Raw genomic sequence first — 24,345 nt, forward strand, 5'->3', positions numbered from 1 at the left:
TGGGGCACGTTCGGTTCGGCAAAAGAAATGAATGAAAGGTTTGTGCACCGAAAAACGGCCTGTGCAGACAGTTCGGCTGCTTGCAACCGGTAAGCAACCGGAAGGGCGTTTGCACAAGCCGGCCCGATCCAGCTAGCGGTCGCAAATCGACAGAAACCGGTAATCGCTTGACAGTGCAGGAAGCCCGTACCCCCTCGCAGCTTCCTGTGCCATGGCCGCATGCGCGTGCACTGTTCCTATGCGCGGCGCGGTCCGATCCGGCGCCTGTCGGCCGGCTGCGGCAAACCATGCGGCCGCTTCGGCAAAGCCGCCGCATTCAAGTGCCAGCAGCCCTGCGGCCAGCTGCTCGGCATAGCCGAGAGCGGCGAATCGCCGCGTGCACTGCGCAAGCAGTTCCCGTTTGCTCGCAAAAGGGGCGTGCAAGTAACCGTACATGGCATGCAGCGGAAGCCATGGATACGGCAGCTGTGCCGGCAGCTGCGCATGCAGTGCGTCGAGGCAGTCCCATGCCGCGAGTTGCATCAGCGTCTGCTGGCACAGCCGATAGGCCTCTTCCCGAACTTCCGCGCCCTCCCCGGATATCAGACCGGCCATTGCGCGGAGCGCCGGGTTCCCGCCAGCCTCCCGCTTCAGGCAAGCCGCCGCTTCACGGGACGCTCCCGTCTTCATGTAAAGCGCCCATACATACAGCAAAGCATCCCCGCTGTTCCCGCGCGATGCAGCGGGCAGAAGCAAGTCGATCGCCTGACCGTCCGCGCCGTCCTGCGCCAGCGCCACGGCGCGCAGCACAGTGGCTTCAGCACGCAGCGCCTCGCAGCGCTCGGCCATCTCACGCAGGGCGTCCGTTTGCTGACCGTTCATCCATACGTTTGCCGTCAAGCTCCATGCAGAACGCGGCAGGCGGGCAGCTTGCGCATACATCAAGCGCTGCATGTCGGCCGTTCTTCCGAGCAGCAGCGCAATGACCGGCCACCGGTGCCATACCGGCATATAGTCCGCACGATCTGCGATGGCCGCCTCATACTGCTCGTGAGCGTCCTCCCAGCGATACATCCGTTCATAAGCGAGACCCGTCAAATAACGGGTTTGGTACGTCCCTGATCCGGAAGCCGAGTTATACAGGTATTGCCTCTGCACGTCCGCGCCGATGCGCAGTGCAGACGCAAGCGGAAGCAGCGAAGACGCATATTGTTCGTCATCCATAAGCAGTATGGCTTGCAGCTCGAGCAAGTCCGTAAAGTCGGGGTAATGGGCGACCGCCTTTTCCACCAACCGGCGCGCCTGTGCCCGCTCCCCGGTTTCGCGCAGCGCGTACGCGGTTTTTAACATCAGATCGGAAGCATAACCTTCCCGCGGCGAGATATGCGGCAGAGTGGCTTGGAACGCTGCGGCGGCCGCCGCATAGTGCCCGTTCTGAAAAAACTCCGATCCCAGCGCATAGTGCAGCACCGGATCGTCCGGAGTCCGCCGCAGCGCCTCGCGGATAATGTCCATGTTCCGCCGCTTTTTATTTTTCCTCGCCAATACCGGCTCCAAGTATCCGTCATGCGCGATCGTTATCGGGCTGGGCCGTATGATTCCTTCGGGCTCCGGCAGCCGCCTTATGGAGGTAACGACCTCCTCGTGGATCATCCCTTCAAAGCGAATCCGGGCATCGTTGCGAAACAGCCGGCAAGCATAGTCGGTTACGTAATCGCCGCCGGTCCGGTCGCCTACGTAGCTGATCAGCTTCACGTAATAGCCTGCAGTATCCTGCCGCAGCAGCGACGCCCACGCCGCCTCATTCACTGCGAGCAGCCGTTCGTCCGCATCCATGACAAGAATCCATTGCCCTGACGCTCGCTGCAGTCCGGCGTTGCGTGCCGCGGCAAAGTCGCCGCTCCACGGAAACTCCAATACCTCGGCGCCGAATCGCTTCGCAATCTCCCGGCTGCCGTCGACGGATCCGGTGTCAACGATGATGATCTCGGAGACGATGCCCGCCGCAGAAGCGAGACATCTCTCTAAAAACGCTTCTTCGTCCCGAACGATCATGCACAGGCTTACATTTAACGGCCCCATCCGCGCTCTCCCGGGAATCCCTCAAGGCTTGGCAGGGCTAATCTGCTTGTGGAGACAAGCTCCTTGGTTCCGGACTTGAGATCCACCTTCTCCAGATGGCTGTCAGCCCAGGCGACCAGCGCATACGCCAATCCGTCCCCCAGCATAAGCCCGTTCGCGCGCTCGGGACTGGGACCGGTCACTTGCAGGCACGCATCAACGAACTGGGATGCATCCTCCGTTTTATCGCACGAAACAAGGCCGGATAATACATAGTACATATCCTTCTTCACGATGCGATGGATAGTCCCGCTGTTATGCCCCTCTTCCTTGAACCGATCCCATCTGCGCACGAGCCTATGTGCCGTCACCCTCCCGTCGTTCCCGCTTCGGCTCCGTCCGTCCTCGCCCGAAGAAGCTTCTCCTGCCAGCAAGCCCGCATAGAAGCACAGGTCCTCCCGATGGAACGAAGCTTCCGGTGCAAGCTCGCTTTCGGAACCAAGCCGAGTCAGCAGCTCGCGTGCGGCGATCGGATCCCCGCCCATTAAACGGCTTTCTGCTTCCATCAGCATGATTACGGATTCATAAGACGAACGATCCATGCCGCCAATGACCGCTTCGGCTGCCCGAACGCAACCAAGCTCCAGCAACATACGGGCTACCTTGATCTCGGCCTCCGGCGAATTCATGTGAATTCGTTCCCGCAGCAGCTCGATCGTCCGCTCCGGCGTGCCGATCACCCGAAACAGACGGAACAGCCGGTATAACGGAGGGTTCAGGCCGGAACCATGTTGAAGCGTTCGCACATAACAGTGAATCGCTTCGTCATAATCGCCGGTCGCCTCATGCACCGTTCCAAGCATAAAGCTCGTTTGGTACGTGCCCATTCCATCTTCCGTATGGTAGCTTGCGGGAGGCTTTCCAAGCTGCATCGCCATGGCAAAGGCTGCCTTGGCCTCCGTCCTCTCTCCCGCAGCCAGATGGCATACGCCCTTCAAATGGTGCAAATCTGTATAGTCCGGAAACGTTCGAATAGCTTGCTCGCACAACCGGAGCGCTTCCTGCAGCTGGCCGAGCGAACGCAAAGCCGACACTTCATATTTATACAACAGATGCACGTAGCCTTCTTGCGGCGAGACGACAAACGAACGCGCCTTGCGAAACGCATCCAGCGCCTTCGGCTGCTGGCCCATGCGCAAATATTCGACGCCCAGATTATAGAGATGAAACGGATTATTCGGATGCTCGGCAAGCGTTTCCAGCAGCAGCTCGACATTACGGCGGATTTTGTTCTTCTCCGTCACGATACTCGGCTGATAGCCGTAGTGATGAATGGCGACATCCATAATGTGCAGCCGGCAATTCGGCTTGTGCCGATACATGCTTGTCGCGATTTGTTCATGAATTCTGCCCTCGTACCGGTACGGCGGCAGGTTGCGAAACATCCGGATTACCGTATTGATCGTGATCCCTTGCTGCGCTTTGTCCCCGACATGGTTGTGGATCTGAAATAAAAAGCCGTCGATGTCCATATGTTCGGCGCACGCCTTCAACTTTGGCCCGTCGGCCAGGTCAACCTCTTCATCCGCGTCGAGAATGAGAATCCACTCGCCCTGCGCCGCATCGATTCCCGCATTGCGGGCATACGCGAAGTCCCCCTTCCAAGGAACGCGGATCACCTTGGCCCCGAATTGCTCGGCGATCTGCGGCGTTGCATCGACGGAGCCCGTATCGACGACAACCATCTCGTCAACAATGCCTTTGACGCTCTGCAGACAGCGCGCCAAATGCCGTTCCTCATCCTTAACGATCATACAGAGCGAGATCGATGGATGTTTCATCGGCATGCCTCCTTTGCGCCGCCGTCCATACAGTTCTCCAGCCCGCACGGTTCAGAAGCGCAATGCTGCTCTCGATCCTCTGCAAATCGCCTGCCCATGCCGCATGACCCGGCAATCGGCGCAGGCTGTCCGTCAGCGTTTCACGCGCCAGCTGCAAGTAGCAGAGCGCCGCGCCGATTCTTGCCTGATGATGCTGCGGGTCATGCGTCAGTGTCTGCTCGAACATGTGCGCCGCGCGCGTAAAATGCCCTTTATCATATACAATCTCGGCCAACATAGAGAAGCTTTCCGTATCCATTTGCTGTTCCGCCATCAGGCCCAGCAGTCGGTCGGCCGCAATCAGCACATACCCTTCCCGGTACAGCGCCTTCGCGAACGTTGGCGCAGAACCGTCCGTCGTCCGGGAGAGACGCTCGGCCGTAAGCAGCATACCGACGTCAACCATACGCTGCAGCCATCCGGCGACAGCCTCCTCCGGCCGCAGATCAGCGGGAGGCTCCGACCGTGGGCCGTTGTCCAACAGTATCGTTTCCAGCCACCGGCAAACCGCAGCCGTCTGCGGCGGCAGCCGATCCAGCAAGCTTGCCGGCGCCTGCCGGGGCATCCCCCAGCAGCACAGCATCATGTCCTGAAGCATGAGCCGGAACGCTTCGGCGTCAGCGCCTTCTGCGAGGGAGCGCTCCATGAAGTACGGCACCATGGATTCCAGCAAGTCGTACGCCTCCTGCAGTTGACCGGTTCGCATCAGGCATTCGGCTAGCAGCCGTCGTTCCCCTATCGCCCACTCGTCCTCTTCCGCACGTTGCAGCATATGGATCGTTTCCGTATAAGCGCCGATCCCCGCCAACACTTGAGCCAGTAAAAGCTTGTCGCCGGGCTGCTCCGGTTCTACCGTCTGCTGCAGCCGTTCGGTAATCGCGTCGTCGGAATGGCCCGACTGCCGCAAATCAGCCGCCCAGTCGCCAAGTGCCGGCGCATAGCGGGGATAGTCCGCCAGCAGCGACGCCATGATTTGCGCGGCTTCCTCCGCCAGCTTCATTTCGCCGGCCAGTCGCGCCAGAGCGTGCAGCGTGACATACGTCCCCATGCCGGCGGCGGTTACGTAGCCGCTCTGCGCCGTACCGCATGTCAGCGCCTTATGATAGGAATGGAACGCTTCCTGCAGCAAGCCCATCCGCTCGCAAGCCGCTCCGAGCAGATGATGCAAATCGGGGTAATCTCCGTAGCGGAGAACCGTTTCCGTCATAAGCAGCTTCCTGGCGTCATCGCAACGATTCAAATCAAGATCCACTTGCGCGCTGACCCGAATCAGGGTCGGCCTGAACGAAGCTTGCGCATGGACGAGGCGGCGGGACCGTTCGAGCGCATCGGCAGCTTGTTCGAGCTCGCCAAGCTGGTAATAGGCGACACCGATGTTATACAAATGAAACGGATCGTCCGGATGTTCTTCCACGACGCGCCGCAATATTTTCATGTTCCGCTGCAGCTTTTGTTTTTGTTCCATGCGCGCGGGCAAATACCCGTCATGCACGATCCGAAGGCCGGACGTTTCGATGATGGCGCCGGGCTTGCCGCTCAAGATCGAAGGAATCGCCTGCTCATGGATGCGTCCGTCAAACCGGACGTGACTCCGGTTCCGGAACAGCCTTGCGCTGCGGTGTACAAGCCGGTGCTCCATCTGCTCTCCGGTCATGTTGTCAATCTGCACCCAGAACGCTTCCGCCTCGGTCTGACGCAGCATTTCCTTGATTGAACCCGCGTTCTCCAGCACTTCGTCTGCGTCAAGATACAATACCCATTCCGCTTCGCCATAAGCTAAGGCGACATTCCGTGCACGTGCAAAATCATCCTCCCAAGGTACGGTAATGATTTTCGCGCCGTAGGAACGGGCAATTTCGATCGTCTGGTCGGCAGATCCGGTATCGACGACGATCAGTTCGTCGGCAAGCGTCCGCACGCTGTCCAGACAGCGCGGCAGCCGTTCTTCTTCGTCGCGCACGATGAGGTGAACGCCCAACAAAGGAGATTGATGCATCCTCATGCCTCCAAAAAAAAGATACATGGGATTCCCATGTCTCTATCAGTGTATATTTAAAATCGGAGTATACTCCGTTATGTGCCTTGAGCGTTAAAATACGTGTCGATTGTCGTGTTCGTTGCTCCCTGCCGTGCATAGGACAACCGCGTGTATTTCAAAAACAGCTTCGGAACGATCACCGTCGCGGCTCCGGCCGTCAGCGTTGCGATCGACACATCGGTCACCCAGTTCGTGCTGTCTGCGCTCACTTCCGCGCTTAAACTGGCCTCACCTGCCCCGGTGTTCACAATGAAGAACGAATAAGGTCCGCCCATGATCCCCGTCGTGACGGCTGCCAGTGAAGCGGTCGCCGCCGAAGTGACGCCAACGTCAAGCGTAGACGCTTCGATGAAGTTCGCTTGCGAAATTTGCGTAATGGTGCTGACGCTTACCGTACCGGCTGTGATCGTGACGCCAAGCACGGCATCGATCGTACCGCCGGTAATTGTCGCTCCATTCACGGCGTCAATCGTTCCACCCGTAATCGTCGCTCCACTCACCGCGTCGATCGTGCCTCCCGTGACCGTCGCGCTCACGGTACCGGCCGTGATCGTCGTGCCCAGCACGGCATCGATCGTACCTCCCGTGATTGTCGCTCCGTTCACCGCGTCTATCGTTCCGCCCGTAATCGTCGCTCCGCTCACCGCGTCGATCGTGCCACCCGTGACCGTCGCGCTCACTGTACCGGCCGTGATCGTCGTGCCCAGCACGGCGCTCAGCGTGCCACCCGTGATTGTCGCTCCGTTCACGGCGTCAATCGTTCCGCCCGTAATCGTCGCTCCACTCACCGCGTCGATCGTGCCTCCCGTGACCGTCGCGCTCACGGTACCGGCCGTGATCGTCGTGCCCAGCACGGCGCTCAGTGTCCCGCCAGTTATTGTCGCTCCATTCACCGCGTCAATCGTTCCGCCGGTGATCGTCGCTCCACTCACCGCGTCGATCGTGCCTCCCGTGACCGTCGCGCTCACTGTACCGGCCGTGATCGTCGTGCCCAGCACGGCGCTCAGCGTACCTCCGGTAATTGTCGCTCCATTCACGGCGTCAATCGTTCCGCCGGTAATCGTCGCTCCGCTCACCGCGTCGATCGTTCCACCCGTGACCGTCGCGCTCACGGTACCGGCCGTGATCGTCGTGCCCAGCACGGCGCTCAGCGTACCTCCGGTAATTGTCGCTCCGTTCACGGCGTCGATCGTTCCGCCGGTAATCGTCGCTCCGCTCACCGCGTCGATCGTTCCACCCGTGACCGTCGCGCTCACGGTACCGGCCGTGATCGTCGTGCCCAGCACGGCGCTCAGCGTGCCTCCGGTGATCGTTGCACCGTTCACGGCGTCAATCGTTCCGCCCGTAATCGTCGCTCCGTTCACGGCGTCGATCGTGCCTCCTGTGATCGTCGCGCCAAGTACGGCGTCAATCGTTCCACCCGTATTCACGGTCATCACGTTGCCGCTGGAATCCGTAGCAATCGGCAAACTTGTTCCGGTGCTGTCTTTACCGAATATAAGCGTGCGCAAATCGTCGGGATTCACACTAAATGTATGAAAGTTAGGCATGATATCACCATCCTCTAATCTCCTTAATGCTTTATACTATGTGCAAGCAATTCATAGGATTGGATGATGACCTAATGTTCCATAATTGTACGAAAAGACAGGCACGAGACTGCCGCATCGATTGAATCTATCTGTTCGTTTGCGATTGGAAATAAACGTCTACGGCGGTCGGTTGTTCGGGATCCTCGCTGTTCAGGACGAGACGAGTAAGGCGGAGAAATCGGATGGGTACAATGGCTTTTGTTGTATGCGGAGGGATGATGATTTCTTGATCTTGCGCGAAGTTGTTAGGCGTCGGGCCGATTTCCACTCGAGCGCGTACCGGGGAGTCGCCATGGTTGACAACGGCATAGCTGTACACCGTAAGCCTTGATGTATCCTGCGAAGGCAGTACGGTGTCCGAGCCGGATAGAACAATTTTTTTATAATGCTTGCTTTTAAACCGGATGCCCGAACGGGTACGTACCTTGATCTTGCACCGGATCTTGCAAGTGCGGCATTTTTTTTTATGCCCGTGCCGTTTGCGACGTTGATGGCGACATCGCGATTTGCTCTTGTTGGAACGCATCCCTATCTATCCCTTCCAGCCGCGAATCCCGGACCATCGCAGATGCTTATTGGTTGAAGGTGTTTCCCGGTTGCTATGATCAGGATATGACGCGATCGCGGCCGTGGTTCCTGCTCTGCTGCATCGGTATGGCTAGCGCGCGTCTTCCTTGAGCGCTCCAGACAAGAGACCGGCTCTTCGAACGACAGCGATACGCTCCTCTCTTCCTTCGAGCTTCCGTATCATCGCCAGTGCCGTCTCCACATTGGTTATCACGTACCCGGTCGTCTCGAAATGCGGCGGCCATTCGACAAACCGCTGCACCTTGGCCAAATAATAAACCCGGTACGAACCGTACTCTTCCCAGTACCAGCAGGCAAAAGGAACGAGCTTCTCTTCCAAAACAATGCCCGCCTCCTCCAGCGCCTCGCGCTGCAATGCCGAAGCAAGCGATTCGCCCTGCTCTACCCGTCCGCCGATGGTGGTCAGCACCTGTTCATTCCGGTCCCAGACCATCACGATATTGCCGTTATCCAGCATCGGGATGCAGTGAACGCCGCTGACCGGACGATCGCTCGGCACTTCCGTAATGTACGATAGCATCTAGGCGTCCCTCCTATCGATCGGTCATGCTGTCCGTTAGGAACAGCGTCGCGTTCAAATATCGCCGGGCAAGCGAGTGAAAGTACGACGTCTGAATCGAAATCGCCGCGATAAACAATACGTTCCGCAGCGCTTCCGACTGCTGCTTGCTCAAGTGCGGAAGCCGTTTCGCATAGCGGTCCGCGGCTGTACGAACCGCGATCTCCGTCAAGGTATCCTGGTTGCGGCTCTCTTTGACATGCCCGTCGGTATCCATCAGCTGGTCGTTATTGGCGTCCAGCTCCTCGAACATGCCGGAATACGATGCATATAGATCGAGAGGACCGATGAGGTCATCTTCGTCGGTTTGCGGCTTATTGAAGATCAACTCAAATAGTTGGAGAATCGAAGCGAAATCCAGATTCGATTTCAGATCATCTATAATGAACAGCAGCGCCGCCTGATTCAATGAATATTTTCTCCCCATCTTGGGACATTCGAAGTACGGCTTGAAATCCCGCTTCACCCAATTTTGCATCGAGGTGATGGAGAGATGGGAATATTCGATCAGCTTGCCAAGCGTAGCGATTTCCTGCAGCGAAAACCCTTTGACGCCCCCGCCCTTAATCATCCGTTCAATAATCGGAGGCAGCTCCGTCGTTAAAAACGCCGGCAGCGATCTGCCCGCCTCCAGGGCGTCGCGATGCGCCTTTTTCCACGCTTCCTGAAGCACCTGCAGCGGAGTCAGGCTGTGACGTCCGTCGAGCGCGAGCAGCAGCGAGGCCATTTCTTTTCGGGTCAGCGTAAAAGCTTCCATCGTCTTCCCCTTCTTTCAAGTTCAATTGAACTTATCATACGACTAATAAGAATCGTTGTAAACACGAAATAATGGCTAATAATGCGGGGTGAGCCCCATATATTCCATTCAGATCAACGCTGAACGCCCAACGGAGCCATAATGCGGCATTGCACCTTTCCTGTAGAGTTCGTATTATTAGTTCATAAGAACTTAAATTCATGTAAAGGATTGTGGTAACCAACATGGGCATAGGCCTAAATCTTTTGTTGATCGTCGTACTTATCGTATTAACGGCATTCTTTGTCGCAACGGAGTTTGCCATCATCCGTATTCGTTCCAGCCGCATCGATCAGCTCGTACTGGAAGGCAAAAAAAATGCGCTCTCGGTACGGAAAGTTACGAATAATTTGGATGGATACTTGTCGGCGTGTCAGCTTGGTATCACCATTACGGCGCTTGGACTCGGCTGGTTGGGCGAGCCTACGGTCGAGAAAATGCTGCTCCCCCTGTTCGAACGCTGGCATTTTAACGGCGAACTGAGCCATGTGCTGTCTTTCTTCATTGCCTTTCTATCTGTAACGTATATCCACGTCGTCATCGGTGAGCTTGCGCCGAAAACATGGGCGATCCAAAAAGCCGAATTTATATCGTTTCTCGTCGCCAGACCGATTATTATATTTTATAAAGTAATGTATCCTTTTATTTGGTTATTGAACGGTTCCGCCAACAAGTTGGTCAACCTGTTCGGCCTGAAGCCGGCCAAAGATCATGAAGAAGCCCACTCCGAGGAAGAAATTCAAATTATTTTGAGTGAAAGCCTGCAAAGCGGGAAAATTAACAATACCGAATACGGATATGTTAGCCGGATCTTCGCTTTTGACGAAATGGTAGCCAAAGAGATTATGGTGCCGCGTACCGATATGGTATGCTTGTACACCAACAAATCGCTGGCTGAAAATATGGACATTATCCGCAAGGAACAATATACGCGTTTCCCTGTCGTAAACGATAACAAAGACCATGTCGTCGGCATGATCAATACGAAGCAGCTGTTTCTGGAATACCAGGACAACAGCGAGCTGGATTTCAACAAGCTGATCCACCCGGTTCTGACGGTGCCGGATGCGCTTCCGGTAAAGTCGCTTCTCAAGCGGATGCAGCAGCAGCGGGTGCATATTGCCATCCTTGTCGATGAATATGGCGGTACGACGGGTCTGATCACGATCGAGGATATCCTCGAAGAAATTGTCGGCGAAATCCGCGACGAATTCGATGCCGACGAGCGCAAAGACGTCGAAAAGCTGGACGACAACTGCTATTTGCTGGACGGAAAAGTATCGCTTGACGATGTCAGCGCATTGACCGGTCTTGATCTGGCCGAGGAGGAAGCGGATACGGTCGGCGGCTGGCTCTACAGCCAAATCGACGAGGCGAAAGCGGGCAAATCGCTCATCCGCAACCATGTGACGTTCATTATCCGCGAAGCCGCCAAACATCGGATTAAAAAAGTAGAGCTTATTATCGAGCCAAAAGAACCGCGCTCCGAAGAAGATATTCAATCCGCATAAACATGATATTCATCCCGGCGCCTGCTGTCGATAACAGTATGGCGCTTTTTGTTTGCCATTACACGCCTTAAGAGCGGTTTCCTTCGAACTTGCGGTTCGAACCGGCTGGGCCTTGGATTTGTCCGGAAGCCCACTATTGCCGAACATATGAGCGGTATGCTATAGTAAAGATAATAATTATTTTGATTTTAGTTACCTTAATCAATTAATAAAGTGATCGGAGTGATTTCTTCGGTGAAAAAAGAGCAGCATAGCAACATGAAGCTGGGCATTCCCGCAGACGAAGGACAGCTTGAGCTGATGTTTGCCCGAGGCGGTCCGCGCCGGGGCGCAGGCCGCAAAAGCACCGGGGATACGCGTAAACTATCGCTCACAATGTCCATGGAAGCGTGGGAGGAGTTGGAGAGACGCTGTGACGCTGCCGGGTCGAGCCGGTCGGAGCTGCTCCGGTCGCTGCTCGAGCCCGCGCTATTGGCGGATACGAACGGGAAAGCGGGTGAGTAGCATGCTCTTTCATATCGCCCAAGACGAACTGTTGAGAGCGCTGCAGCATGTGTCCCGGGCGGCTGATGCAAACAGTCCGATTCCGAGCCTTTCCGGCATTTACGTTAAAGCCGACTCACGGCAGCTCTTGTTCATAGCGGGCAGCGATCGCATGACCATCCAATATCGGGTTTCTATTGAACCCGGGAGCTGCCGTTGCGAGGTCGTTCGATCCGGAAACGTCATCATACCCGCCAACTATGTGCTTGAATGGGTCCGCAAGCTTCCCCCCGGGATCGTAACGGTCGATACGAACCAAGACCTCGTCGTGACCATTCGTTCGGACGCGGCTGTGTGCCGTATCAGCGGCATGAACGGTGCACCGTACACACCGATTACGAGGCCATCATCGGCAGCCGCATCATTCCTCATCTCGAATGAAGCGCTCAAGCGAGCCATTCAACAGGTGGCGTTCGCCGTATCGGCTTCGGAAACAAGGCCTGTGTTGACAGGCGTTTTTTGTAAGCCGTCGGGCACAATGCTGCGGCTTACGGCGTCGGACAGCATCCGGCTTGCAACCGGGCAAGCCGAAATTCGAAAGGAACGATCGAACGAATCGGCGGATAATGCCCTGCCGCAGCCATTTCTCGTCTCCGGTAAAGCGCTGTACGACATCTCCAAGCTCATTCCAAGCACAACGGAAATGACCCGCATCTTCGTTGCTCCGGAGCATGTCACCGTGCAAACAGGACCGTTAGAAGTAAGCCTGACGCAGCTTCACGGTACATATCCTGCCGTCGATCGTTTGATTCCGTCCGCATTCGTTACGGAGATGGTGGTCAGCACAGCAGGGCTGCAGTCGGCGATCGAGCGGATGATGCTGATGAGCGGCGAGGGGCATCTAGTCCGGATCGACAGCGCCGATGCGAAGACGGTACGGCTGGCCTCCCGGACGTCAGGCGTCGGCGATGTCTGCGAACTGCTTCCCGTGCAGCATTTGTCCGGCGAGGCGGTGGCGGTATGTTTTAACGGGAAATACATGTCTGACATCGTGCGCACCGTCGGCAGCGAGCATGTGGCTATCCGTTTCGCAGGGAAATGGAGCCCGCTCTTGCTGCAGCCGGCCGATTGCTCCGCTTCGCAATACTTGCTTACGCCCATTCGCACACATGCTTGAAACGGCGGTTTCACGAAAAAGAGCACCCTGCCTTGCATTCAAGGAAGGGTGCTTCGGGATGGTCGAGCAGCTTATTTATTCCTCGCCTGCTCGGATTGAATATATTTCTCCGCCTTTTCCTGCCCCGTGCGAAGAACGGTATTCACGTCTTTCTTATTCAGTATCATGTCAAGCAGCGATTCCCGCAAATATTTGTAGTTCTCGGTATCGTATTCCGGCGATGGAATCGGCGCCTGAGCCGGTTTGACTTTAAATACGCCATCGAGGTTTTTCCCTTTATAAATATCCGTCTTGGAGGCAAACTGCTTCTTCATTTCCTCGTTATTCAACACGGTCAAGTTGTTGCCTCTGTTCATCTCGGCTTGCGATTCGTCGCTGATCATCGTCAAGATAACGCGATAGGCGGCTTCTTTGTTTTTGGCGGTAGGCGGCACCATGAACGACTGGAACTCGATTTCCCGCCCGAGGCCCGGTTTGTCGTCAAATACCGGATGGCCGACGACATCCCAATTAAATCCCTTGCCTTCTTGGCTCAACTGCGGCAGACGGCTTGTTAGCGCTGCGAGCCATGTTTGCATCATCGCAAGCTTCTGATCCTTGAGGAAGTAATCGATCCCATACTGCCATTTGTTGGCTGCGCTAATATATCCCGGGATGGCGTACATCTTCTGAAGCAGCCCGAACACTTTGCGGTATCCTTCCGAATCGAAGGCCGGCTTTCCGTTTTTGTCGATCGTACCCAGCGAATATCCGCGGGCAAACGTACGCTCCGAGCCCGGATCAAGCCCAATGTATTGGTTGCCGTTATCCAGACGCGTTACTTTTTGCGCAAGATCAATCGTCTGCTCCCACGTCATGCCGTCCTTCGGATAAGGAACGCCAAAACGGTCAAAGATGTCTCTGTTGTATACCAGCACGCCGTAGTTGAGCGTATACGGAATACCGTACAGCTCACCTTTCTTGCCGTACGTCTTCACGGCGTTGATCGCCTGCGGTTCGAACCGGTTCAGATCAACCCCGTATTTCTTGACAAAATCATTCATGTCGCTGCCGACTTCCAGCGGAAGCAAGCCGCCCATATAAAAATGCGTTGTCGCGATCAAATCCGGCACTTCGCCGGCGGCGATCATCTGGTTGAGCGTCGTTCCCTTGATGAGCTCGATCGTAATGTTCGGATGCTTTTTCTTCACGGTGCCGAATAGCGCCTCGACGTCAGCCGGCGTATTGATCGCCGCATAGTGGGAATACAGCTTGACTGTGACCGGCTCGGTAATGACGAGCTCTTCCGGCTTGCTAGCTCCGGCATCGGCAGCCTTCGGCGTCTCTGTCTTCCCGCATCCGGATACCGCTGTCGCTGCGGCCAGCAAGGAGATTAACATCGCGCTCAAACGTTTCTTGCTTTTCATATCCATTCCTCACCCTTTACGTTTAATGATGAATGATACATCGTACTTCCCATGAATCCGCAGCAGCGCCGGAGCTTCAAGCTGTAGTCTGAGATGTTACCGTAAAGCTCCATGCGGCCGCCGGTACGGCCGGGTTTCCTTCCCGGTCCGCCGCCTCGATGACAACCCGGTGCTCCCCTTCGTCCAGCTCATGCTCCAATCGGTAAGCGATCACCCCCGTGACGGAATCAAATTGATGCGGTCTGGCTTCCCCGTCGACCCATAACCGGACCGAGGACGGTTCGACGCCGCTGCCCGCATCGAAAGCGGTTACGGAAATGAGCGGACATAGCCCGCATACGACGCCCCCCGGCTCGGGCGTCATCCCGGTAAACACGGGACCCTCGACATCTTCGTTCAGTTGAACGTATTCCGCGCGGAAATCGTCCAGGTACAGAACGCCGGCCGTTTTGTTCGCATCATCCGGCTCGGACAGCGAAATATGGTGAACGCGAAGCGGGAACAGCGTCTGCTTCGGAATATCCGCATGCACGTATTTCCACCCGGTCCAATCGAGTCCGCCCGCTTCGGTAAAATTCAAATACCGCTCATGCCCGGTCGCATCCGATATTCGAACGCGCAGCCAGTGGCCTCCTCCGTCGCCGTAAACCCACAAGCCGAAGCGGTACGGCTCTCCTTCGATTTCACGCCCTGGTCCGCCTGCGTCATTCAGAAGCTCGACGACGGCTCTGGAACCGCCTGACGTATGCGTGAAATCGTAGGTCAGCTTCCCGGAAAACGTGCCGAAGCGTACCGGCGACGGTCTTGCCGCGCGAGCCAGCGTTACGGAATCCGGAACGGCGTTCACAGAAGAAGCGGCGAGCTTACCCAGCGATTCAAAATCGGCAATGATCAGATGCGGTTTGCCTATGTGAACGACGGCTTCCGCCTGGACCCCGCCCCATGCCGCGGTCACCATGCCTTGCGCCGCTTCGAAGGGCGCCAGAAGCACGCCATCCGCGGAGCAAGCGCCTGCCGTCGCCGTCCACACAAGCCGGTCAAGCGACAGCGCGATTTCCTCGCCGTCTTCGTCATACCCTTTCGCCTGAAACTGAAGCGTGCCTCCGGGCTCCACAACAGACGTCCCCGGCTCGATCACAAGTTTGTGTAACAGGTATGTTACTTGTATCATTTTGGAACATGCGATGCCGCCGTTACACGCCAGAACGGCGCCTTCAGCCGAGTCCATCCCGGCGGTAAACCTACCCGACGGCGTAATCGTTCCGATCGAGCCCGTAAGCGACCATTCGAGCGCTTCCAGGGATACCGGCACCGCGTTGTAATACCGATCATGTCCTTTGGCGGTGAACGTAATGCTGCTGCCTGCCAGCACCCGCTGCGGCTTCTCCGGCTGAATGACGAGCGCTTCCAGCTCCGATGAAGGCGCCGTGGAGACGATCGCCAGCGCATTGCCGACTTCGCGCTCGTATCCGTCCGAGGGCCGGTTCGTCAAGGATGCCTGCGCATCCCCCGGCAGGCGAACGTAGCATGTCGTCGAGCCGCCCCCGTCCAGATTGATCGCATGCTCCATGCCAAGCTGCTGCAGCATCTGCGCGCCTTCCGCCAGCGTAATACCGCTGGAGAATCCGGGCTGGCGCCCGTCGACGAGCAGGAGGTACAGCTTGCCGTTCTTCGTCGCCGCCATCGTCCGGGGATGACGATCGCCGTTCAGCCGCACCGCCGGGTCGAACAGCGCTTCCGGCACCTGCCCGGCCCGGAGCAGCGCGAGCCCCAGCGTCGAGCTGCCGGACAAGACTTGCTTCGCCGCTTGGATGCCCTTGCCGTACCCGATGGTCAACCGCACGGCTCTCCCCGGTGCGAGCCGCCGCTTCAGCTCCTCTGCCTTGGCGCCGGTCGCCGACAGCACGAGGGACGTGCCGTCGATCGGCGTATTCGAAGCTTCCGCGACCGAGGCGACGATGCCTTCCCAAGGATGCCCCGGGACGAGCTTGACCGCCTCACCCGGCCGCGCGGCGGCGATTACCGCCTCCACGCCTCCGTCCGGCGTCCGGGTCGAATCGCCGAACCTCCATGTATAGGCGAACGCATGAGCCGTATGATTCCGTGTTCGCGTCCGGTTCACCATATCGACATGGAAGACCGGTCCTTCGTCATCATGCAATGCGGCCTGCATCGCCACCTGCTCTTCCAGCCGGACCGTCCCGTCCGCCATGACGGCCAGCAGCACTTTGGTCACCGCCGGCGAAGTAATGATTTCGCCGTCTGCGATCTGCAGCCCGGACGGGACGCCGATATAGCTGAAGAAGTCGCCGTTGACGCCGGCTACGACGCGCCTGCCGCGGCGCTCGGTCTCTTCCAACAGGCGGCCGACGGTCTCCAGCCGCACGACTTTGCCTAGCGACGATACAGGCTCCAGCGCTACATATCGGTTCTTCGGATCGATCTCGATCAGATGGACCGATTCCGACAAGCTGCCCCGTTCCAGCGTTCGGTTGACGTAATGAACGCCTGGAGCCACGTCCGTCGCATACGTATGGGCTACAATCCAATTGCAACCGCTTTCGCATTCGGATGCAGCCGATGGATGCACCATACAATCCCTCCTCGTCCGGGCCGGATCTTTGCCGCCCCGTGTGATCGCTCCCGCGCAGCATCGAAGCTGCGCAGGAGCCGGGCAGTTAGCCGCTTATACCGCTTCCGCCGGAATGTCCACGTCGAGTCCGAACACGTAGCGCTGAATCGCTTTGGCTACGCCAGCGCGCTCGTTCGTATCCGTCAGCACATTCGCTTCCCGCTTCAATTCATCGTCCGCATTGCCCATCGCTACCCCCAGGCCTGCCGCGCGAATGAGATGCAGATCGTTCATATTGTCGCCGACGGCCATCACTTGGTCCATCCCGATGCCGAGATGCTCGCATACTTTTCGGATGCCGCTCTCCTTCGTCACGCCTAACGGAGAAATTTCCATATTGGAAATATTCGATCTCGTAATCTCCAGCTCGCCCCAGCCGGCCACGATCTCGCGAATGCGCTCCATCGTAGGCAGATCCGTATGACGAATACCGAATTTCATCCAATCGCGCTCGAACATCTCCTCTGTCCAGCGGCGTTTGCTCGTCAAGCTTTCGACGCTGTAGCCCCAGAAGTGCGCTTCCCACTCGTCGGCCAGCGATTTCAGCCTGCGGATATGCTCACGGCTGATCGTTTGGCGCTCCTTCAGCACGGTTGGACGCTCCCAGATCTCCGCCCCGTTCACAAGCACCATCGGCGATTGAAGCTCAAGCTGCTCCCAATACGCCTGCGTCGTCTGCGTTCCGCGCCCCGTCGCAAACACGACCGTCACGCCCGCTTGCTCGGCCCGTTTGATCCAATCGGCCGTTTCCTCCGTAATCACTTTCTCTTCCGTTAGCGTCGTCCCGTCGAGGTCAAGCGCCAATAAGCGATATTGCGGTTTCATCTGAAATATTCTCCTCCATCCCCATAAGGGTCTCATCTTCGGATTCCGGGCCTGCAGTCCCGGTCTTCATTCCATGTTGCGGCCCTTTCTTGCAGCAAGCCGCTCAAACTACATCGAGAAGCTCTCGAGCGGTACATCGAAAAACCGGTTGATGACAAGACCGCCGGCAAGCGTCGACTCGTCGGGCGTAATCGGCAAATGCTCGAGGATGACGCCTTTGCACGAATCCGGGATCGTTGCGAAAATACGGTTGCGGAGCAGCGGCAGCAGCCTCTGTCCGAGCACATCGACCAGCTTCCCGGTGAATAAGACGTGATCCGGATTGAAGATCGTGATCAAATTGCTGATCGCCAGTCCCGCCGCTTCCTCGATCGCCGCGAACAAAGCGACCGCTTGCGGGTCTCCTGCATCCAGAAGGCTGCCGAAGGTTTCGATCGCGTAACCGCCGTTGCGCTTTAAGCCGCTGACGGAAGCGAGCGTGGTCATACACCCGGAAGCGCCGCAGTGGCATTTGTGCAAATACTTCCCGGCAAACGCTTTGTAATGGCCGAATTCACCCGCGACATGCGTCGCCCCTGTGCACAGCTGGTTGTTCAGAACGATTGCGCCGCCGATGCCGTAGTCGAACTTGATCGTAATGTTGTTGACGGAGCCGGCGAGCCGGCCGTTCAAATTTTCCACGAGCGCAAGCAGGTTGGCGTCGTTCTCCAAATACACTGGCAAATCGTACAAGCTCTCCAGCTTCTCCCGCAGCGGATACTCGCGCCAGCGAAGACCGGGAGAGTAGATGACTGCGCCTTGCTTCGCGTCCACCAGACCTTGAATACTGCAGCCTATCCCCTTCAACTGGCCTGTCTTAGGCACATGCTGCAGCAGCTCGTCGATGGTTTGGCGAACAAAATCAAGCGGATGATCCTTGCTTTCATACACGGGCACGTCGATTTTAAATTCCTTGATCACCCGATGCTGAAAATCGATGAGCGCGCCGCGGATATATTTGACGGCGATTTCGATTCCGATCGCGAACATTTCGTTCGACCTTACAATGAGCGGGATCGGCTTGCGTCCGCTGCTGCCCGACACGGGCTCGGTCTCCAGAACGTAGTCGTCCTCGAGAAACCGGTTGACGATGTTCGTAATCGTCTGCTGGGTCAGTCCCGTCTTCTCGGCCAGCTCCACCCGCGAGATCGGGCCGTCCGTGTAGATCAGGCGCAGCACCCTTTGCTGATTAATCGATTTAAGCAGTTTGTTGCTGGTTGTTCTTTCGGACTTCAACGGCATACAGCACCTTTCTCATTTCCCCATCATTTGACGGGAAGACATGTTGAGCGCTTTTTCTATCCAGGGCAGCGTCAACCGGTAAGCCTTGATTTCCTGGAAGGTCAGTTTTCGCTGCTGCCCCACGATGCTCCGCAAGTGGCGGGCGGCATAAAAGGAAGCAGGAATTCCCAACCTCTTCATAATATAATGCATTCGCCGAATATGGAAGGAATTTGAGACAAGAAGACAGGAGGCAAGCCCGAATTGCTCCATCAAGAGCTTGCAATTCACGACATTATGCACCGTGTTGCGCGAGCGCGTCTCCATAATGATGCGCTCCTCGGGCATTCCTTGAGCGACCATGTAATCCCTCATAATCTCGGCTTCCGTAAATTTCGAGCGTACAGCGCCCCCCGACAATATAACGTACCGGAAGCGGCGCTCCCGGAACAGCTGCAAAGCTGCGTCAAGCCGTTCCTTCAAGATCGGATGAATCTGGTCGTCGTCGCACCGGTAACCCAGTACGATCAAAGCGTCCGCATCGCGGCGCTGAAGCCTTGCGGTATGCATCCAGACAAAATAAGCGAGCGGCACGCACGCCGCTGCGGCGGCCAAGAGGAGAAGTACGGTCCATAGCAGTTCCATAGCTAAATGCGATTCTTCCTTTCAAGAGCAGTCATTCGTGCCGGCAATCCGTGTACGATGCTTGAGCTCTCATCTACCAAGTTAATAAATCAATTTGATTAATTATTATAATACGACAGTTCGCCGGTTTCTTCAATATGTTTACAATAAATAAACATAATATTTTTCCGCGCAGCGCCGAGACGCTGCAACCGTGCAAACCGCGCAAAAAAACGGCTGTCCGCACAGCCGTCCGCATCGATTACTCCGCTATGTATTTTCCTTGTTCCTCCAGCTTGTCGATCTGCCCGCAAATGTCGTGCTGCCATTCGATGTCTCCCGTCATGGAAGCCATCATCGACCAATTGTACAGCGAAGCCAGCTTCCTAGCGTATTCCGCATTGTAATGCAAGCATGCCGACATTTCCGACTGCTCGATGTCCGTCAAAGCTCTTCGCTGCTGAAGCGTCCACAGCTCCGCAAGCCTCCAATGAACCGAAAGCATACGCTAATCCCCTGCCCTGCCTGTATATTGCACTGACTTATTACCCAGTATAGGCAGCGCGCCGCTCTTTTAGACAGATCTAGACCCCTTCCAACCTCGGACCCTGTCCGGCCCGCTATGAAACGGAAGGGAACATAATCTGAAATTCGGTCCCTTGACCGAGTTCGCTCTGGACATTGATATGGCCCATCATCCCTTTGATGATATTGAACGAAACCATCGTGCCCAGCCCGGTCCCTTTCTCTTTGTTGGAAAAGTACGGCGACCCGAGCCGGCTGATCTGCGCGTGCGTCATCCCGTTGCCGTTATCGCAAATGCGCAGTACGACATAACGCTTATGCCGCTTCGCGGTAATGGTCAGCACGCCGCCTTTGGCTTCCATCGCTTCGATTCCGTTTTTGGCGATGTTGATGATGCTTTGCCTGAACTTGGACCGGTCTCCCGTGACGTATAGATCCACGTCAAACTCCGCGACGATTTCAACCCCACTCAAATTGGCGTAAGAGGTCAGCACCTTGCTGACGTAATAAATTTCATCGCCGACGTTCAGCGTCTCGCTTTGCTCCGGATGCGGCTTCGCCAGCGACAAATAGTCATTAATGATCTGCTGCGCGCGGTCCAGCTCGTCCAGACACAGCTTGCCGTACTGCAGCTTCTTCTCCTGATCGACCTGGCTTTGCGTCAGCAGCTGTATAAATCCCCGCACGGTCGTCAGCGGGTTGCGGATTTCGTGCGCCACGGAGGCCGAGATGACGCTGACCACTTTCATTTTCTCCGATTCAATCAGCTCCTCGCTCAGCTGGAAGCTTTTGCGGATCGATTCGATAATATAAATCATCAGCGCCATAAAGACCGACTGAACGGCATAGAACGTGACGGCGTGGGCGGATACATAGCTCGGATCAAACAAATAATTGCAGCCGATGCCTACGAGCTTGCAAAAAAACGATATCGCTGCGGAGACGGCCATTTTATTCGCGAGCGTCAAGGTATGGTATTTCTTTTCGGCAATCGTAATGCACAGCAAGGCAAGCGAGCTGGAGATCAGGTTCAGATAGGCGCCTTCCCCGCCCAGCGCGAACCGTACGCCGACCAGTGTAGCGACAAGCGCGACAGAGACGGTTCTGTTGCTGTAAAAAGAAGCCATAATGAAAGGAAGAATGCGGAAATCGAATTGCAATCCGGGTTGTATCGTAATCGGAAAAAACATGCACAGCAGGATCGAGACGCCGAACAATGAATAATGAAGCGCATTGCGAAGAGCAGGCTTTTCTTCCAGCTTCTTGTTGAGAAGAAATTGATAGAAAATCAGAGGGAACGCGACGAAAAATACGTTTAACAGCAAGCCTTCAATTGTGTAATTAAACATATTTCATCACCAGCTTCTATGAAATTGTATGTATAATACTACCATACGCATCCCCTGCTCTCTAGTGATTTTTCGCGTTTCCCCAGCAACGAAAGAACGGGCTTTGCAGCGTCTCTGCAAGCCCGTCCTCTCCCGGCCGTTGTATCGTTAATCGTACTGCAGCACTTCCGCGATGCGGACCGGCCGGTTCTCCTTAACCGACCTCCAGACCGCTTCTCCTGTCCCGATCGAATACGCCCCGTCCCGGGCTCCGGACAAAATACGGTACGAACGGTTCGGGTCCGGACCGAGGAACAAATCCTCAAGCAGCACCGGGTCGCCTCCGCCGTGTCCGCCCTGCCGCATCACGACATGAATCGTCTCCTTCGATCCGAACAGCGGAAAATAATCTATCGTCTGTACCGGCGTCGGGAATGGCGCACGGCTCGGCGCATGATATTCCATCGTCTCCAGGCGCCCTTTCGTTCCGCTAATCGCAAGACGGTAGCCTTCGTACGGCAGCGAAAAATTGACGGAATAGCTGAGCAGCGCGCCGCCATCGTATCGCACCGTTGCCGCATACGTGTCCTCGATGTCGATCTCCGAATCGTAAATACAGGCATCCGGACGATATCCGCTGTACGCCGGACGGTCCGTCCGCACCGTGCCCAGATGGTCGTCCTTCACCGTAAGGCTCGCGCTCCGGCTGTTCCACCTCGTGTAATAAGCGCAGCGCTGGCGCACGTCACAGCTCGCGCAGTATCTTCCATCCCGCTTCTCCGGATTCAGCTCACCGTCCGGACCGTAGTAGTTCAGCGCGCCGTAAGCGAACGCCTCGACGGGCGTTTGCCCGATCCACCAGTTGACCAGATCGAAGTGGTGCGAGCTTTTGTGAATCGATAACCCGCCGGAATTGGCGCGTACGCGGTTCCAGCGCTGAAAATAGCTCGAGCCGTGATACGTGTCGATATACCAGTTCAGATCGACGGATGTGATGCGCCCGATTTTGCCCTCAAGCACCAATTCCTTGATGCGGGTATGAATCGGCGCGTACCGGTAGTTGAACGAGACGGTCACTTTGCCTTTGCTTCGCGCTTCCGCATCCATAATGCGCCGGCAGTCGGCGCCGGTCGTGGCCATCGGCTTCTCCGTAATGACGTCCAGGTCCTGTTCCAAAGCCTGAATTATATAACGCGCGTGGGTATCGTCCCGGCCGGTGACGATAATGACGTCCGGCTTCGTCTCCGACACCATACGAGCGAATTCATCCGCTCCGTACTCGTTCACCTGCGCGACCTGCGGGCACTTGCTCTTGCATACTTCATGGCGCCTCGGATCGATGTCGAGCAGCGCAACCACTTCCGCGCTGCCCGAAAATGTCGTCGCGATCGGCTGAATAAACATGCCGATCGCCCGGTTGCTGACCCCGCATACCGCATATCGTTTGATCATATCTGCTAACTCCTGTTCGTCGTAATCATCACAACATTAAGCAAGCAACTACCGGTACAGCAAGCTGTTGTCGATTTGATGACCGAGCCCGTCGTAAGCCGCGCCGAAGAAGCTTTGTCCGGCGACGCAGGCCGGAACTTCCTCCGCCCGCCCGCGGAGTGCTGCAGCCAGCTCCAGCAGCATGAGCGCCTCGGGGCAATCCAGCTTCATGTTCTCGCTGCCGGGGGAGCGAAGGAAATAGCCGTCCCGGAAGCTGCCATGCAGCAGATTCAGACCGACGCGCTCCGCCGCGTCCAGATATGGCTCAGCGCCGCTCCACCGGTACAGCTCCAGCAGTCCCATCATCGCATGCGGGCTTCGCAAGCCGCCCGCCGTTTCGAGCAGCGCAGGCGCTGCACCGGCTTCGAGGCCGATGTCGCCGAGGCCGAGGTGCAGGCCGATGCGGCGAGCGACGCTCCACAGCCGCGGATCGGCCGCGAAGCGGTAGCCCCGCACGTAAGACCAGAACAGCAGCGCGTCGCCATGAACCGGCTGGAACACATCGCCCCGCCGGCCGTAATAGCCGTCCTTTTCCATCCGTATGCCGGTCAACCGAACGCCGCTGGTCAGTACCGGATGGAACGTATTATCGCTTAAGTCATACGCATGCGTGGCATAAGCGATTAAGTCTTTCGCAGCCCATTGCCCGAACTCCTGTCCCGCCTCGCCCAGCGTCTCGGCGAGCGCGAGCTTGCAGATGGCGGCCGGGCCGAGGATCGTGCGAAGCTGGCCTACGGAGGTGAGCTTCGCTTCGATCGGCCGCTCCGGAAGAAGCTGCTCGCCGAACTGCTCGACCGCCCGGTCGCCCCGCCCCCGCGGTCCGGGAAGAATCGAAATGCTGAACTGGTACCCGCCGAGCCCGGTGTCCGGGTGCCGCGTCTCCACATACCGGCGCGCCAGCCGTTTGGCCCATTGCAGCGGGAGCTCGTCTCCGCCGAAACGGAACAGCTGCGAGGCGGCGTAGATCAGATCGCTGCCGGCGTTAATAAACGTCAGGCCCTGCCCTTCGAAGAACACATCCCCGCCCCCGTAAGGCCGGCTCCATACGCCGCCTTCCGGCGGCGTTCTCGGCTTCCCGTGGCGGCTGAACTCGAGATTGGACCAATCGGTTACATGGCTGTTCCATACCGCTTCGACATAGCTCCGCGTCTGCGCGGGATCGACCTCGAACATCCATTCATAGAACGGAAAATGGCATTTCAGCTCGTGCTGCGGCCCTTTGTCCGACGCATGCACTTGCTTTTTCCCAGCCAGATCGTAGGCCATATGTCCGCCCCAGCACAGCAGGTCGCCGTACCGCAGCTCCCGGAAGGCGAACGCCATCGCTTGATCCGCCGCTTCCCTGTAGCGGGCTTCCCCGGTCAAGCGGCTGAGGCCCGACAACGTTCGGAACAGATGCTGTTGATTGGCCAGATTGGACAGGATCCACTCTTGTCCATCCGACTTCCATCGGACGTGCTCGCCTGTACGCACGTTCAGGCCGTCGGCAAGCAGCGGCGTCGCGTCGCCGTACCGGTCCCTTCCGTGCCGCAGCGCATTGTCCGCATATTCCCGTACCGCTTGCAGCAAGGAATCGCCGCGAGATGCCAT

Annotated in this window: 19 protein-coding genes; 3 read left to right on the top strand and 16 right to left on the bottom strand. The window is 57.0% G+C overall.

Annotated elements, in window-relative coordinates; genetic code table 11:
* Positions 1-132: 132 nt before the first annotated feature.
* The 7 genes from KXG62_RS29000 to KXG62_RS29025 form a co-directional block, all read right to left on the bottom strand.
* Entirely contained in the window at positions 133-2,061 is a 1,929-nt protein-coding gene (locus KXG62_RS29000; RefSeq protein WP_218095500.1) for a TPR domain-containing glycosyltransferase, read from the bottom strand.
* On the bottom strand, positions 2,049-3,881 hold the full coding sequence (locus KXG62_RS29005) for a glycosyltransferase (RefSeq protein ID WP_218095501.1): 1,833 nt from the start codon (positions 3,879-3,881) through the stop codon (positions 2,049-2,051). Before KXG62_RS29005 ends, KXG62_RS29000 begins: the two co-directional genes overlap by 13 nt.
* On the bottom strand, positions 3,844-5,916 hold the full coding sequence (locus tag KXG62_RS29010; RefSeq protein WP_218095502.1) for a TPR domain-containing glycosyltransferase: 2,073 nt from the start codon (positions 5,914-5,916) through the stop codon (positions 3,844-3,846). Before KXG62_RS29010 ends, KXG62_RS29005 begins: the two co-directional genes overlap by 38 nt.
* Before the next feature lie 77 nt (positions 5,917-5,993).
* On the bottom strand, positions 5,994-7,508 hold the full coding sequence (locus KXG62_RS34245) for a DUF6385 domain-containing protein (RefSeq protein WP_246627689.1): 1,515 nt from the start codon (positions 7,506-7,508) through the stop codon (positions 5,994-5,996).
* 127 nt (positions 7,509-7,635) lie between these two features.
* Positions 7,636-8,076 carry a DUF6385 domain-containing protein gene (locus tag KXG62_RS34730; RefSeq protein ID WP_425517388.1) on the bottom strand — a complete coding sequence of 147 codons (441 nt, stop codon included), beginning with the start codon at positions 8,074-8,076 and terminating at the stop codon, positions 7,636-7,638.
* A 132-nt stretch (positions 8,077-8,208) separates the two neighbouring features.
* Complete coding sequence (locus KXG62_RS29020; RefSeq protein WP_218095503.1) at positions 8,209-8,658, bottom strand: NUDIX domain-containing protein; 450 nt, start codon at positions 8,656-8,658, stop codon at positions 8,209-8,211.
* Positions 8,659-8,671: 13 nt separating this feature from the next.
* Positions 8,672-9,454 (bottom strand): DUF1836 domain-containing protein, encoded by a 783-nt coding sequence (locus tag KXG62_RS29025; RefSeq protein ID WP_218095504.1) that lies wholly within the window; start codon positions 9,452-9,454, stop codon positions 8,672-8,674.
* A 224-nt stretch (positions 9,455-9,678) separates the two neighbouring features.
* On the opposite strand from KXG62_RS29025, the gene KXG62_RS29030 reads away from it, so the two are divergent.
* The 3 genes from KXG62_RS29030 to dnaN all read left to right on the top strand — a co-directional run bounded on the left by KXG62_RS29030 (position 9,679) and on the right by dnaN (position 12,664).
* Positions 9,679-11,004: a hemolysin family protein gene (locus KXG62_RS29030; protein WP_218095505.1), complete on the top strand. Its 1,326-nt coding sequence runs from the start codon at positions 9,679-9,681 to the stop codon at positions 11,002-11,004.
* Positions 11,005-11,238: 234 nt separating this feature from the next.
* Positions 11,239-11,508, top strand: coding sequence for a hypothetical protein (locus KXG62_RS29035; protein WP_246627690.1), 270 nt, complete (start codon positions 11,239-11,241; stop codon positions 11,506-11,508).
* 1 nt (position 11,509) lies between these two features.
* The gene (gene dnaN, locus KXG62_RS29040; RefSeq protein ID WP_218095506.1) at positions 11,510-12,664 is read left to right on the top strand and encodes a DNA polymerase III subunit beta; all 1,155 of its coding nucleotides are present in this window, start codon (positions 11,510-11,512) and stop codon (positions 12,662-12,664) included.
* Positions 12,665-12,735: 71 nt separating this feature from the next.
* Here the strand turns inward: dnaN and KXG62_RS29045 are convergent, their stop codons facing one another.
* From KXG62_RS29045 to KXG62_RS29085, 9 genes are all read right to left on the bottom strand, one after another.
* Positions 12,736-14,070, bottom strand: a complete 1,335-nt coding sequence (locus KXG62_RS29045) for an ABC transporter substrate-binding protein (RefSeq protein ID WP_218095507.1) — start codon at positions 14,068-14,070, stop codon at positions 12,736-12,738.
* A 76-nt stretch (positions 14,071-14,146) separates the two neighbouring features.
* Positions 14,147-16,663 (bottom strand): phosphodiester glycosidase family protein, encoded by a 2,517-nt coding sequence (locus KXG62_RS29050; RefSeq protein WP_218095508.1) that lies wholly within the window; start codon positions 16,661-16,663, stop codon positions 14,147-14,149.
* 93 nt (positions 16,664-16,756) lie between these two features.
* Positions 16,757-17,527: a Cof-type HAD-IIB family hydrolase gene (locus KXG62_RS29055; RefSeq protein ID WP_218095509.1), complete on the bottom strand. Its 771-nt coding sequence runs from the start codon at positions 17,525-17,527 to the stop codon at positions 16,757-16,759.
* 108 nt (positions 17,528-17,635) lie between these two features.
* Entirely contained in the window at positions 17,636-18,802 is a 1,167-nt protein-coding gene (locus KXG62_RS29060) for an ROK family transcriptional regulator (RefSeq protein WP_218095510.1), read from the bottom strand.
* Positions 18,803-18,820: 18 nt separating this feature from the next.
* Positions 18,821-19,432, bottom strand: a complete 612-nt coding sequence (locus KXG62_RS29065; protein ID WP_218095511.1) for a YdcF family protein — start codon at positions 19,430-19,432, stop codon at positions 18,821-18,823.
* 241 nt (positions 19,433-19,673) lie between these two features.
* Entirely contained in the window at positions 19,674-19,916 is a 243-nt protein-coding gene (locus KXG62_RS29070) for a DUF7667 family protein (RefSeq protein WP_218095512.1), read from the bottom strand.
* A gap of 115 nt (positions 19,917-20,031) precedes the next feature.
* The gene (locus KXG62_RS29075) at positions 20,032-21,285 is read right to left on the bottom strand and encodes an ATP-binding protein (protein WP_218095513.1); all 1,254 of its coding nucleotides are present in this window, start codon (positions 21,283-21,285) and stop codon (positions 20,032-20,034) included.
* A gap of 147 nt (positions 21,286-21,432) precedes the next feature.
* Positions 21,433-22,716, bottom strand: coding sequence for a Gfo/Idh/MocA family protein (locus KXG62_RS29080; RefSeq protein WP_218095514.1), 1,284 nt, complete (start codon positions 22,714-22,716; stop codon positions 21,433-21,435).
* A 48-nt stretch (positions 22,717-22,764) separates the two neighbouring features.
* Complete coding sequence (locus KXG62_RS29085; protein WP_218095515.1) at positions 22,765-24,345, bottom strand: hypothetical protein; 1,581 nt, start codon at positions 24,343-24,345, stop codon at positions 22,765-22,767.

The organism is Paenibacillus solanacearum (assembly GCF_910593845.1).
Classification (GTDB): Bacteria; Bacillota; Bacilli; order Paenibacillales; family NBRC-103111; genus Paenibacillus_G; species Paenibacillus_G solanacearum.

What these genes read in the sequence shown, in the direction of transcription:
- KXG62_RS29070 (WP_218095512.1), bottom strand. Translation starts at nt 19,916, where the DNA reads ATGCTTTCGGTTCATTGGAGGCTTGCGGAGCTGTGGACGCTTCAGCAG.
- KXG62_RS29065 (WP_218095511.1), bottom strand. Translation starts at nt 19,432, where the DNA reads ATGGAACTGCTATGGACCGTACTTCTCCTCTTGGCCGCCGCAGCGGCG.
- KXG62_RS29075 (WP_218095513.1), bottom strand. Translation starts at nt 21,285, where the DNA reads ATGTTTAATTACACAATTGAAGGCTTGCTGTTAAACGTATTTTTCGTC.
- KXG62_RS29045 (WP_218095507.1), bottom strand. Translation starts at nt 14,070, where the DNA reads ATGAAAAGCAAGAAACGTTTGAGCGCGATGTTAATCTCCTTGCTGGCC.
- KXG62_RS29055 (WP_218095509.1), bottom strand. Translation starts at nt 17,527, where the DNA reads ATGAAACCGCAATATCGCTTATTGGCGCTTGACCTCGACGGGACGACG.
- KXG62_RS34245 (WP_246627689.1), bottom strand. Translation starts at nt 7,508, where the DNA reads ATGCCTAACTTTCATACATTTAGTGTGAATCCCGACGATTTGCGCACG.
- KXG62_RS29030 (WP_218095505.1), top strand. Translation starts at nt 9,679, where the DNA reads ATGGGCATAGGCCTAAATCTTTTGTTGATCGTCGTACTTATCGTATTA.
- dnaN (WP_218095506.1), top strand. Translation starts at nt 11,510, where the DNA reads ATGCTCTTTCATATCGCCCAAGACGAACTGTTGAGAGCGCTGCAGCAT.
- KXG62_RS29020 (WP_218095503.1), bottom strand. Translation starts at nt 8,658, where the DNA reads ATGCTATCGTACATTACGGAAGTGCCGAGCGATCGTCCGGTCAGCGGC.
- KXG62_RS34730 (WP_425517388.1), bottom strand. Translation starts at nt 8,076, where the DNA reads ATGCGTTCCAACAAGAGCAAATCGCGATGTCGCCATCAACGTCGCAAA.
- KXG62_RS29010 (WP_218095502.1), bottom strand. Translation starts at nt 5,916, where the DNA reads ATGCATCAATCTCCTTTGTTGGGCGTTCACCTCATCGTGCGCGACGAA.
- KXG62_RS29025 (WP_218095504.1), bottom strand. Translation starts at nt 9,454, where the DNA reads ATGGAAGCTTTTACGCTGACCCGAAAAGAAATGGCCTCGCTGCTGCTC.
- KXG62_RS29085 (WP_218095515.1), bottom strand. Translation starts at nt 24,345, where the DNA reads ATGGCATCTCGCGGCGATTCCTTGCTGCAAGCGGTACGGGAATATGCG.
- KXG62_RS29050 (WP_218095508.1), bottom strand. Translation starts at nt 16,663, where the DNA reads ATGGTGCATCCATCGGCTGCATCCGAATGCGAAAGCGGTTGCAATTGG.
- KXG62_RS29080 (WP_218095514.1), bottom strand. Translation starts at nt 22,716, where the DNA reads ATGATCAAACGATATGCGGTATGCGGGGTCAGCAACCGGGCGATCGGC.
- KXG62_RS29000 (WP_218095500.1), bottom strand. Translation starts at nt 2,061, where the DNA reads ATGGGGCCGTTAAATGTAAGCCTGTGCATGATCGTTCGGGACGAAGAA.
- KXG62_RS29005 (WP_218095501.1), bottom strand. Translation starts at nt 3,881, where the DNA reads ATGAAACATCCATCGATCTCGCTCTGTATGATCGTTAAGGATGAGGAA.